This is a genomic window from Pseudomonas sp. XWY-1 (assembly GCF_002953115.1).
Lineage (GTDB): Bacteria > Pseudomonadota > Gammaproteobacteria > Pseudomonadales > Pseudomonadaceae > Aquipseudomonas > Aquipseudomonas alloputida.
Genome location: NZ_CP026332.1, coordinates 2,653,393 through 2,665,903, shown reverse-complemented (window position 1 = coordinate 2,665,903; position 12,511 = coordinate 2,653,393). Strand labels below are relative to the sequence as shown.

The window sequence follows — 12,511 nt, the reverse complement described above, 5'->3', positions numbered from 1 at the left end:
AAGACGTCGGTGCAGGCTTTGCAGATTCCGGGGTTGCATCGAATGCTTCTGGCATGGCCTGCGACTCCGCTCAGGGGCGCGTCGCAGGCTGGCTTGGCCAGGGGTGCGGGCGCCGCTATTCCCCTGTGAGCAGTTGATCGTCGTCGGGCCCTGGTGGCTTGGCGCCGTTACGGCGGCGGTCGGCCAACACCCAGCTTCCATCGTACAACTGCAGGGGGAACGATTCGTTCCTGTTCTGGCGTCGTTCGACGAACCCTTCGGCCGGGTTGTCCGTGGCCCTGCGCCGGCGCTCGATGCCCAGCAGGTCGAAGATCGCACGCGCCAGCTCCATCAGTGGGAACGGCTTGAACAGGACGTGACTCACTCCGAGTTCGGCGGCCCGCTCACGCACCTCGACGGTGGGGTGGGCGGTGATCAGCACGAAGTGGCATTGCCTGTTCTTGCGTACAGCCTCCAGAACCTGAAAACCTTCCATGTCGGGCAAGCGGTAATCCAGCACAACTACTTGCGGTGCCAGGCTTTCAGCCTGTTCGATACCACTGGCACCGTCGTGGGCAACATGAACTTCCAGGCCTTGCGCCTGCAGATACGCTTGCAGGTTCTGCGCAAGAGTCTGTTCGTCATCGACTACCAATACTCTGTTCACCAAGGTCGACTCCCAAGTACTGCCCGGTTCCCCGGTCTGCGAAGTACGCCCTTGTAGAGACTTGAGCAGGCTTCGTGCCAGGCGTGAATAGTCATGTTGCACCACTGTAAGCCACTGATTTTACTAAGGTGCCGGCCAGCAACCGACAGACGCTGAACAGGCAAACCCAACCCGTTCCCCACAAGCGGGGAAAATGATGGCACATTGCCAAACATTAATTCCCCAGCATTGGGGGAAGCGCCCTCAACGGCCTCAGTCGGCGATTTCCACTTTAGCGGACTCGCGCAAACGTTGGCGCACGGATTGGCGCGCCTGCGCCTCCCGCTGACCGATGAGCGTTGCCCTGGCCAACGCCAGGCCCTGTTCGCGTATGACCGATGGATTATCACTTTGGTTCTGCGCTCCTTGCAGTCTCTCCTGGTTGGCATCATAGAATGCCTCCACTTCGCCCTGGCTCGGCGCGTCGACTGCGCTGAGCTGGGCGTACACCTGCTGGGCCGCCATCTCATGCCGGGTGTATTCAGTGTACTGTGCCCTATCGAAGCCTGCCTCTGCCAGCCGCCTTTCGAATAACGCCGGGCTGCCAAATGCCGCTTCCACCTCGCCAATCTGTGCCGACACTTGTTCATCGCTGACGGCAATGCCTTGGCGTTGCGCTTCCTGCCACAACAGCTCCTTGTCGATCAGCTCGTCCAACGCTTGGTCGCGCAGGCGTTTGTACAGGCCTGGGTTGCGGATGCTGGTCACCGCCCGCCCCTGGGCGTCCAGGTACTCGCTGAAGTAGCGCTCCAGGCGCATCAACCCGATCTCGACACCATTGACCCGCGCCGCCGGTACATCGGCCCAGCTCGCCCTGGTCAGCACCAGCAACAGGCACAACCATACGATACGCATGACAACCTCCGCTCAAGGGCTGGCCGGCACTGGCCGGTAGGGGCTGACCGAAGTAAAGCGCGGCCCGGGCAGGGCCACCGCCACCACATGGGCACCTGCCATGCCCTGGCGGCGACCAGGGCCAAAGCCCAGTGCCGGGGTCAGGCCGGTGGGCACATCGTGCAGGCCTTCGAGCGCAGCGATCAGTTGTTCGCGGCTGGCATCCCGACCGATCTGCTTCAGCGCTTCGCTCAGCAGGCGCAACGCGCACAGCGTATTGACCTGCAACGATGCCTGGCGCGGGTCCAGGCCCTGGCGCTGCTGCAGCCCGGCGAGCGTAGCCAGGCCTTGCTCGGTCCAGTCCTCAGGCACGTAGGGGTAGGCCAGAAACAGCCGCTGCGACCACTGCGCCGGCAAGCGCGCCACAGCGCCGGCTACCTGACTGGAAGCAGCGAACAGGTAGGGCTCGCGGCCGGCCACCTGCAACGCCGCCGCCAACTCGGCAAAGGCCTGGGCGCGGCCAAGGAAGACGATGCCCTGCCCGTCCACCGCCTGGCCGTCGAACGCCTGGATAGCGGGTGGCGCCCAGCCCTGCTGTCGTAAACGTTCGCGCACCTGCTCGGCCAACGCGGCGTGTTCGTTACCGGCATACACTACACGTAACTCATCCGGGGCCAAGCCCAGCGCCACACGGGCGTGCTCTGCCAGGCTCAGCAATTGCTCGGGCAAGCCGGGTAGCGGGTCGAAGACCTGTGCGCTGCCGCCGCTGCGCGGGGTGCTGCCGACCATCGGCACGTTCTGTGGCGCCAGCAAGGTCGTCAGGCGCTGGTCGAGCATGGGCGCCAATGGCGCGATCAGGGCGAACACCCGCTTTTGCTCGAGCAACTGTTGCAAGGCGCGTTCGGCACTGACCGGGTCGGAACCTGGGTCTAGTACGACCAGTTCCAGGCGCCGCCCGTGAATGCCGCCTTGCTGATTGAGTTGATCCACGCCGTCTTCCAGCACGGCACGCACCACCTGCCCGGCTTCGGCCAGCGGACCGCTCGCAGGCAGCAGCGTGCCAAGGCGCAGCACGCCCTCCTCCACCCCAGGGTCGCGTTCATCGGCCAAGCGTTTGAGATAGGCGGTGAGGTTGCGCTGGTCGGCCAAGGTCAGTTCGAAGCGTGGCATGGCCGGGTCGAGGCGATTGCCAGCCGGGTCAATGCCCTGCTGGATGGCCCGCGCCAGGCTGCTGTCGGTGTAGGCCGGATAGCGGCGGCCGTTGGCCTCGCGCGGGCCCTGACCAAGTGCCAGGCGTTGCCAGTCGAGGCCGGGGGGGCGCACACCGCCTTCGGCACGGCCACGGCCGTCGTTGCCATGGCAACTGGCGCAGGGCAGCACGCTGGCGGGGACTGTGATATCGCTGGCGCCGACCCGGGCTTGCAATTGAGCGTCGCTACTGGAGACGCCCTCGCGGTAAAGGCGTTTGCCGGCTTGTTCGTGGTCGGTCAGGTCCAGGGCCAAGGCTGAGGTCGAAGTTGCCATGCCAAGCACGCATGTGAGCCATATCGCAAGCCCTGTGGGAGCGGCCTTGCGTCGCGAAAGGGCTGCGCAGCAGCCCCGGCAGTGGCAGCTCAAGCGCAGAAAGAGGGGAGCGCTGCGCGCTACTTTCGCGACGCAAGGCCGCTCCCACAAAAGCGGATGCCACAGAGGCCAACTCCCCAGGCGGCCCATGATACTCACCGACCGGCCAGCGGCTGGGTCAACAGCTGCATGCGCTGGGCAATGGCCGCTGGCGGTGCATCCGGGCGAATCTTGCTCCAGCGTTTACCTGCAACATCACCGGCAATCAGCTGCGTCGAATGCTGCTCGGGACTCGGCAGGAACTGCCCTATACGGCCAAGCACCAGGTCGACATTGGCCTTGTCGCCGGTCAGGAACAGCCAGTTCGGCCCATCCACCCCCTGCTTGGCGGCGAACGCCTTCAGCGCCTCGGGGGTGTCGTTCAGCGGGTCACTGCTGATCGACACGAAGGTCACCTGGGCGGCCAGCGCTGGCCCCATGGCCTCGCGTACCTCGCGTAGCTTGCGGGTGATCAGCGGGCAGGCATCGGTGCAGTGGGTGAAGATCACGTTGAGCATCACCACCTTGTCCTTGAGCACGTCACTGTAAAAGCGCAGCTCGCGGCCATTCTGGTCCTTCAGCACGGTGTCGGTGAACCAGGTCTTGGCGTCGCGTGTACCGCCACCACTGGCCATCGCCTGCGGTGCTGGCTGCGGCTCGGGGGGTTGCGGCGCATGGCCTTCGTGGGCGAACGCCACCGACGTGAGGATCCACAGGCAGCCAGCCAGCACCAGCCAGTCGAATGCACGCATGCCAGCGCGGTGGGCGGTTGCAGTGCTCATGGTTGCACCTCGTGATGGTCGGCAATGGCAGTACTCTTGGCATGGACCCGGCGCGCACTGAGGCGGTTGATTTCTTCGATCAATACGCCCGGGTCGGTGAAGCCGTAGTAACGCGTCCAGTGCCCGCTACGCCCGTCACCCACCAGTATCAGCGGCGGGTGCTGGCTGAGGTCGGCGTTGAAGCTGCCCAGCCCCTTCAGGGTTTCGGTGATGGCGTACGGGGTACCGGTCAGCCAGCTCCAGCCCGGCCCTTTCTGGAATGCCTTGGCATAGTTTTGCAGGCGCTTGGCGTCGTCACGCTGGGGGTCGACACTGATCGACACCAGGCGAACCTCCTCGCCTACCCGGCCGCCCAGCTGCTGCTGGACCTTGCCCATGATCGACGACACCACCGGGCATACCGTGGTGCAGCTGGTGTAAATGAAGCCCATGACCACCAGATGGTCACCCACCAGGTCTTTCTCCAGGCGTACCGGCATGCCGTCCTGGTTCAGCAGCGACACATCGGCAAAACGCACACTGGTCTTTTCCTGGTGCGCCGCCGGCGGCTGCCCGGCATGGCCGTCATGGTCGTGACCGGCGTGGGCCATGGCCAGGTGGCTGGCGAATGCCAGGCTCAGGGCCAACAGTGTGCAAGCAGGCTTGGCGTTCATCGCACATTCCTCACATCAGTCTGGGAAGCGTTGGTTGCAGCAGCCGGCAGAACGCGCAGGCTGGTGTAGTTTTCTTCGGCAAACTTGCGCCCCAACGAGGGCGACTGCACATGCAGGTACCAGGCGCCGGCCTCAGGCAAGTTCAGCGCCGCCTGGTAGACCCCCTCGCCCACCTCTTGCAACCGAAGGTTGCGCGGCATCGACGATGGCGCCAGGAAGTAGCGCAGGCTCAGGTCGTTCAGGCCCAGGCGCGGCTGCCCGTCGTCACCGACAATCCGTACCCGCGCGGTGAAGTCGCTGTGCTGCGGCATCGGCTGGTCGAGGCCGATGAACTCGGCACGCGCGCCTTTGCGTTCGCTGGCACTGGCCCCTGCGGCCACCTCGGTGCTGAAGCAGTGAATGATTTGCGGCTGGTTGAGCAGGAAGGCAACGTCGAACTTGCCGGCGGCGGGCAGCTTCACCGTCGAGCCATACACCCCGGGGGCCACTTCGCGCAGGCTGCGATCAACGACGAGGGCGGCGCGGGCCTGGTGGCCGCGGTTGTTGTAGCCGGACATCGGCGCATTCATGCCTTCGGTGTAGAAGTAGGTGTTGTTGTCCACCGGGTTGACCACGAACACCGAATTGTCATCACGCGATACCGACAGCCCTTGGGCCAGTGGCAGGTCACCGGCCTGGCGCGGCGCTGCCGGGCCGGCCTCGAAGCTTTGCACGATTGGCGAGCGCCCCTCTCCCAGGCTGGCCAGATTGATCATGCTCACTCTCGGTGAGGCCAGGCCACGCACATAGGCATAGCCTTTGGTGAACGTCAGCTGGTACGGTTCGGCCGCCACCGGGATGTGGTGAATAAGCTTGTCGGTACTGGCGTCGATGACCAGTGCCTGGTTCTCAAGGGTATTGAGCACGATGCCGTAGCGGCCATCATGGCTGAAGCGCATCGGCCCCAGGCCCTGTTCGGCCTGGACCGTGTGGCGCAACTGATGGCTGCGGGCATCGAACACCCGTACGCTGCCCTCCTCGCCATCGACCACGTACACGGCCTGGGACAGCGCCGAATAGCTGACCGACAGCGGGTGCGGGCCCACCTTGATGGTCTTGGCCAGGCGCATTTCCGGGATGTCGATGACGCTTAGGGTGCCGCTGTCGCGATTGCTGACGTAGGCATAGCGCGAGTCGGCGCTGAAGGCAATTTCGTGGTGCCCGGTACCGGTGTTGAAGTGCTTCATGGCGCTGCGCCCCGGCACGTCGATCACCGTTACCCCGCCTTTGCCCGGATCGCTGCTGTTGTTGCCAACCCACAGCCGGTGCTGGTCCGGCTGCAGGGCCACGCGCAGCGGCTGGTCACCGGCGTCCAGGTCGGCCACGCGGGTAAAGGTTTCGGTATCGATCACCGAGACCTTGCCCCGCTCCGGTATCGACACGAAAACCTGCTTGTCGTCGCTGGTGGCCGCCCAGTCCATGGGCCGCCCTGGTAGCTCGATGCGGGCCATGGTGCTGGTCACGCCCCCCACCGACACCGTCGGGTCGATCACTGTCAGGCTGGCGTCATTGTTCAGCATCAGCAAGAAGTAGCTGTTCAGGTCGAGCAGCGGCCGGGCCCCGATGCTGCTCTTGAGAAACAGCGCCACCCGCGCCTTGCAGCTCTGCTCGCGGTCCCCGGCCGGGGCCGACTGCGCCGGGTCGATCCACGCCCCCGGGGCCATGCCCGACAGCGGTTGGCCACTGGTCTGGTCGCTGAGCTTGAAGCGGATGTTGGCGAAGCCGCCCTCCTTCAGTTCGCCTCCGGCCAATGGCCGGGCCTCGAACTCCACTGTCACGCCGTCCCGGCTGAGCCGGTGCAAGGCCTGCGGGCCGCCCCGTTCCTGCAACAGCTCGCGCGGGTCGCACCATAGCTTTTCGTACGCCACGCCCAGGCCGATCAGCGCTACCCCCAGCACTACCCCCAAGTAAGCAGGGCGAGTCTTTTTGTTCATGCTCGCGTTCCCCTTCCGTCACTGCGCCGGGGCCGTTGCCGGCGGCGCTTCGTTGGTCACCCGCAAGATCCCCCACAGCCCCGAGAGGTTGCCGTAGGCGGCGTAGTCGCGGAACAGGTAGTCACCCGCCACCGCGTTGGCACCGCCGGCACTCGGCAGCATGAAGCTGAAGTGCGCCGCTGGCAGTACGCTTTCCTGCGCGCCGATGTACATGGCCATCGGGTTGTAGCCAAAGCGCACCGAACCGATACCAGGCAGGCTAATCGGGTAACCATCCGCATCGCTCTTCTCGGCCTGGTAGTTGTGCAGTGGCCATACGTGCCCGTCCAGCTGGTAGACCATGCCGCGGCTGCCACCACTGGGCATCACGATATGGTTGCGCACCGGTTGGCCAGGCTTGGCGTACAGCACCGGGGTTTGCGGGTCTCCACCGACCAGGGCGTTGGCGTAGGCCATGTGGGCGTTGGGTACATCACCAAAGCCCAGGCCATTGGCGCGGCCGAATGGCGAGTCGGGCGCCATGCCGAAGCGCAGCCACAACGGTTCGGTCTTGTAGTTGACCGCCATGTTGCCGTTGTCTTGCGGATCACCGGCAGCGCCGTTGCCTTCGGTATTGATGCCTTCTACCGGACGACCATCGGCCCAGCGCATGTTCAGTGCGCGCTGCCACACCGTGACGAAGTCGCGGTAGTCCGGCTGGCCACTGACCTTCACCGTGGCCTGGGTACGGGTCGCAGTATCCTCGGTCCAGGTGGCGGTTTGCGGCAGGATGCTCATGGCGCCCACCAGGCCTTTTTGCGGCTGCTTGATGAAGTCTGACGGGGTCAGGTTGAGGCCGCCGAACTCGATAGGCGTGGTGTTTATGTTGTCCACTGTGCGGCCCAGCTGCGACACCGGTTTGCCTTCACGCTCCAGGTGGCCGGCGTAGTATTGGTACTCCTTGGTCGGGTAAGCGCCGCTGGCGCCGGCACGCGGTGGCACGGTCTGCACCGGGTTCAGGCCAACGTTGGCACCGTCGGACTTGGTGATGTCGTAGGCCAGCAACTGCGCATGCAGGCCCACGTGGCTGGACGGCCGCATCAGGTTGTTGGCAAAGGCGGTGGAGCCTTCGCTGTCGAAGCGGTCACGCTTGACCACGTTGTGCATCACTGCAGTGCTCGGCAGGTCTGGCATCACCAGTGGCAAGCGGTTCTCCAGGGTGATGCTGATGCAGTCGCCGGCATTGGCGCGCAATACCAGCGGCTCTACCGGGACACCCGCCTTGAGCTTGCCGGTGGTGGCATCGAGGTCAGCCTTGCGCACGTACAGGATCGCGGTCGGGTCATGCAGCGGCGCACTGTGGCCACCGATGGTGAAAGGCTCCCCATCTTCGGGGTCTACACCACTCACCAGCGGGATGGCGGTTCTACGGCTGTTGAACACCAGGGTGCCGCCGTTGGCCTTGAGCGCGCCACCGACATGCTGGCCGATGCCCGCCGGGTCATTGATGCTGACGCCATTACGGTTTTCGAGGATGTCGTTGGCCAGCGCCGCGACGATCTCGTAGTTGCGCTTGACCGTGGTGCGGGTGCCGATGCCATTAGGGTTGGCCGTGGTTTTCGGGCAGATGCCGTTGAAGTTCACGGTGTTGCGCATGGCCACCGGCTGCGGGTTGTTGGGCAACGGGAACAGGTCGGCACGCTGCGCGGTGTAGTTGCGCATGATGCCCCAGATACCGTTCCAGTAGCCTTCCAGGGCGGCGTCCAGCGAGTACAGGTAGTCGCCGTTGGTGGCTGCCGAACTGGAGATCATCGACACCGGTGCCATGAAGCCCAGCTGCTCGGAGATGCCGATCATTTGCGACGACTTCCAGCCCGAGTTGGAGCTGCTGCCGAAGCCAGAACCGTTCTGCAGCCATTTCACGCCGTGCAGGGTGACGTTGTGCTCCTCTTCATGGCCGCCGGCGTGCATGCGCAGGCGCACGTTGTCGCCGGAATAGGTACGCAGCAACGGGGTGAACGGGTCGCCCGGTTCGGCGCCAGCCGTGTTGATATGCGGCGGGAACAGCGTAGTGCCGCCGGTAGGGCCGACTGCCGAGGTGATCGCCGATGGCGACAGGTTCATCGCCGGGATGGCGCGGTCGGTACGGGTTTGCAGGGCATAGCTGAGGTCGCCGGCCAGGCCGTCGGCCTGCATGCCACGCTTGCCGTCCGGGCCGACCTTGTTCGGGTCATACACGCGCAGGGCCAGCGGCTCGTTGCGGTAGTTGACGACGAACATCCCCGGGTCATCCACCGAGATCGCCTGCGGGCATGGCCGGCTTGGGCAGCCCGGGTTGAGACCACCGCGTTTCTCGACGATGGCTTCGAGCAGGTTCGACGCCTTGCCACGCACGGGCGGGTTGATGGCGTAGCGGAAGCTGTCGGCAGTGGCCGGGTACGACTGGGCATTGGGAATGCCGTCCGGCCCTGCGCCTACGTACACCCCGGCTTCATAGGCATGCTGGAAGTCACTGTACTCCAGGAAGAACTCGCGGTAGCTGTCGTTCTTGCCGTCGCCATCGTGGTCGCCGGTCTTGATCACCGCCTGCCACGAGGTCGGGCCGCCGTCCTGGCGCGTGGCCGGGTTGTACAACTGCTCGCCGGTTTCGGCGTGGTACCAGGTGGAGCCGGCCGGTTCGGCCAGCACGGTGGCATACAGGCCCAGTTGCTGGTGGGTCGATGGCCCAAGGTGGTCATGGGTGAAGATGGTCCCCAGGCCACGATCGACGTTATGCACGTTCACCAGCGGGTCGGCGAACCAGCGCTGCATCGCGGTACGTGCGCCCAGCCAGTCGGCGCGGCCAAAGCGGCCGAAGTACGGATGCTGTCTGGCTTTCGGGCAGGCAGCGGTGCCATCGCGGCTATCCCCTTCGGTGCAACCGTTGTAAGTACGAATGGCATGCACGCGCTCGACCACGCTACCGGGCGAGAGAATGCCGTCTTCATAGTTCCAGCCGTTGGCCGAGCCGTCGGCAGCGGTCAGGTCCCATTTGGGCAAGTGGATGTGCTGGCCGATCACGTCGGTCGGGGTGCGCACCTGGTAATCGTCCATCTCATAGATGTTCGGGATCAGGTTGGTGTGCTGGTACATCGCGCAGTCGAAGGTGTTCATGCGCATCACCAGCGGCTCTGGCGGGCGCTGCTTGGTAATGACCGGCCAGGCGTCTTCCCACAGGGCGATGATGCGTGCCTGCGGGAAGTGGTAGCCCACTTTGTTGTACACCGCGTCGAACTGGATGTTGGCCCCTTTGTAGATGCGTGGGCGGTCGGCAGTGAAGGCCGAGGCGCCACGGAAGTTCACGCCCGTCAGGCTCTCCCCACTGTTGAACTCCCCTACCCCGGAAGACTGGGTCAGGCGTTTTCCACGGTCATCCATGCAGGGCTCGTAGAACGGCGCACCCGCAGTCGGCAAGGCGCCGTTGGTGCGGAACGCACTGGCCACTGGCTGGCTGCCGGGGATCAATGCATAGCTGGGGTGTTCACCCATGGCGTGGAACTGCATGGCTGCCTGCTCGACATCGGTGCCCTCTTCCGGCAGGTAGATGGGCTTGGCCTTGTGCACGACCTTGGTGAAGTCCAGTTTGGTGGTGGTGGTATCCGCTACGCCACCGGCGGAGACGCCGTCCAGTGCATGGCGGCCAAGGCCGCCGTCCCAGCCATCGACCTGGTTCGCATCCAGGTTGGCCCACAGGGCTTTACCACTGTCTTTCAGTTGGCGGGCCAGGGCCGGGTCGAGCATGTCCAGGGGCGGGGTTGGCGGGCGGTTGCCCACGCTGCTTTCCATGCCACCGATCCAGAACGGGTAGCCTGGGTTTTTCAGCGTACCGTCGGCATTGCGGTTGGCCTCGGTGCGGTCAACCAGCGCCAGCGAGCCCACGGCCTTGCGCACGGGCGCCTCACTGGCGTGGTCGTCATCATCCTCGTCTTCGTGGTCATCATCGTTGGCGGCAACCAACGCTTCGGAAAGCTTGGGCACGACCACGACTTTGCCGGGCATGGGCGCCATGGCCTTGCCGGGCAACGGCACGATGGCCGGAATCGGCGTACCGGCAACGATCTCGCCATCGGGCAGGGCCCGGGCGCCAACGGCCGGCTTACCGCTACGCAGGGCAAACGGGATACTGTGGAAGCCATTCTCGCCCTGCCCGCTTACCTCCAGACGCGTGCCTTCTTCGAACACGTCATGTACCCGCCACATGGCCCACATGCCCTGGGCGAAGTGCGGGTAGAAGTGACAGTGGTAAATGGCATCGCCGGCAACGCGGTTGCGGTTGCCCGAACCACCGTTGGCGATTTCGTAGGTGTAGCCGACGCCGGCGCCGATGCCTTGGGCATCGATGTAGTCGGAGTTGTCGTCATTGGGGTTGAACAGCCACTGGTGGCCGTGCAAGTGGAAGATGTGCTGCTCGTGCCCGTTGTGGGTGTTGCGGAACTTGGTGAAGTCACCGATATAGCTGTGGTGCACATTGGCAGGCTCTGAAGGGTAAAGAGCCATGCTGGCCTTGACCCCGACGGCGCTGGCCGGTGGCACCTCGCCCGGGCGGATGTGTTCCAGGCCGACGTTGGCCGGTACATCCACCAGGGTGCCTATGTCGCCGACTGTGTGGGCGCTGAGGAAGAACTCTTCATAAGCACACGACAGGCAGTCGTGCATCGGGCCCACCCCCAAGCGGTTGGCCACCACTTCGGCACCCATGCCACCAGAGCCGTAATTGATCATGAACGAATCGCGCGCCGGCTCCAGCACGTGGCCCATCACAGGGTCGGCCCAGTAGCCAGGGAAGGCCTGGGTACCGGCAACCTCGTCGGCGAACTGCGAGGCGAAATCACGGAACGCTTCCAGTCGGTTGGGCAGCGCCGGGTTGCGTTTGCCCGCGCTTTCCAGCGGGTAAGTGGATTTTGGGAAGCTGCCGTCGGGGTTGGGGCCCATGACGATGGCATCGGTTTCGCTGCTGATGATCTCGTTGCCGTTGACCATGGCAATGATCGGTTTGCCGGCCTTGCCTTCGGCGATCCACGGTTCGACCTGCGGATAACGGGCTTCGTAGTCGATCACGGGCTGGCCGGTGGCGGTTCGACCCGTGGTGGCCAGGCGCATTTCTTCTTCAGTGAGGGTGTTGCGGTAGGTACGGCCCAGTTTGGGCACGACCACCACCTGGCCGAACAGGCCGTTGGAGACGTTGCCCGCCGTGCCCTCGCCGCCGAACGTAGCGGCTTTGCTGGTGGCGGCGAAGGCGCCTTCGCGCTCGGCATACAGGGTGTAGCTGCGGGTGCTGCCGGGGCTGACGAAGAAGTTGCCGTTACGCCCGGTATAGGCGGAAATATCGGCAATGCTGTTCACCGCCTGCATCCCGTTGACCTGGAAGCCAACCATGCGCTCGGCCACCTGCTCGTCGGCGACAAAGCCCTCGCCGCCTTCGTTTTCAACCTCCGGCCCCTCTTCCTCACCCTCAGGCTGTTCAGCCTCGATACCGTGCTTGTTGGGGTTCGCCTTGTAATCCAGCAGGTTGGTCAGGTTGACCGTGAGGCAGTCACCGGCCGCCACGCGCAGCACGATAGGCCGCGGGCGCTTGTCCGGGCGCAGGGTGACCTTGCCCGGAACCGCGGCCCCGCCCATGCTCAGCGGGACGAGCTTGTCGTCCACCACATCCTCGCGCAGGGCAAACATCATGCCGTTGGCGTTTTGCGCGCCAAGGCGGTTGAACATCAGTGGCTGATCCAGTGCCACCACGTTGGCGACCAGGGTGCGCTGGCACTGCACAGCCGCCTCGCTGGTTGCTTCCCAGCCAAGCAAGGCCAGTACAAGTGATGACAGGATGGGGCCTTTCAGCGGCGTCGACATGCTGCACCTCCGGGACACAGGATCTCTGCGGGGAGCTGGAGCAAGGTGTGTGCCAGAAGAAAAATTTCATGTTTATCAGCAAGTTGCATGATCAACCGCAACGGATTGGGGAGGATCCCC

At 64.6% G+C, this 12,511-nt stretch carries 7 protein-coding genes; all 7 read right to left on the bottom strand.

Annotation, left to right across the window (positions count from 1 at the left end; all coding sequences use genetic code 11):
* Nucleotides 1-115: 115 nt before the first annotated feature.
* The 7 genes from PRJ_RS12410 to mnxG all read right to left on the bottom strand — a co-directional run bounded on the left by PRJ_RS12410 (nt 116) and on the right by mnxG (nt 12,391).
* Nucleotides 116-649 (bottom strand): response regulator, encoded by a 534-nt coding sequence (locus PRJ_RS12410; protein WP_019437656.1) that lies wholly within the window; start codon nt 647-649, stop codon nt 116-118.
* Nucleotides 650-898: 249 nt separating this feature from the next.
* The gene (locus tag PRJ_RS12405; protein ID WP_104961531.1) at nt 899-1,540 is read right to left on the bottom strand and encodes a SurA N-terminal domain-containing protein; all 642 of its coding nucleotides are present in this window, start codon (nt 1,538-1,540) and stop codon (nt 899-901) included.
* Between the two features lie 12 nt (nt 1,541-1,552).
* Entirely contained in the window at nt 1,553-3,043 is a 1,491-nt protein-coding gene (locus tag PRJ_RS12400; protein ID WP_256597960.1) for an ABC transporter substrate-binding protein, read from the bottom strand.
* A gap of 194 nt (nt 3,044-3,237) precedes the next feature.
* The gene (locus PRJ_RS12395; protein WP_104961529.1) at nt 3,238-3,903 is read right to left on the bottom strand and encodes an SCO family protein; all 666 of its coding nucleotides are present in this window, start codon (nt 3,901-3,903) and stop codon (nt 3,238-3,240) included.
* Complete coding sequence (locus PRJ_RS12390) at nt 3,900-4,556, bottom strand: SCO family protein (protein WP_104961528.1); 657 nt, start codon at nt 4,554-4,556, stop codon at nt 3,900-3,902. The genes PRJ_RS12395 and PRJ_RS12390 overlap by 4 nt, the downstream gene beginning before the upstream one ends.
* The gene (locus tag PRJ_RS12385) at nt 4,553-6,529 is read right to left on the bottom strand and encodes a cytochrome D1 domain-containing protein (RefSeq protein ID WP_104961527.1); all 1,977 of its coding nucleotides are present in this window, start codon (nt 6,527-6,529) and stop codon (nt 4,553-4,555) included. Before PRJ_RS12385 ends, PRJ_RS12390 begins: the two co-directional genes overlap by 4 nt.
* A gap of 18 nt (nt 6,530-6,547) precedes the next feature.
* Complete coding sequence (gene mnxG / locus PRJ_RS12380; protein WP_104961526.1) at nt 6,548-12,391, bottom strand: manganese-oxidizing multicopper oxidase MnxG; 5,844 nt, start codon at nt 12,389-12,391, stop codon at nt 6,548-6,550.
* Between the last annotated feature and the right edge of the window lie 120 nt (nt 12,392-12,511).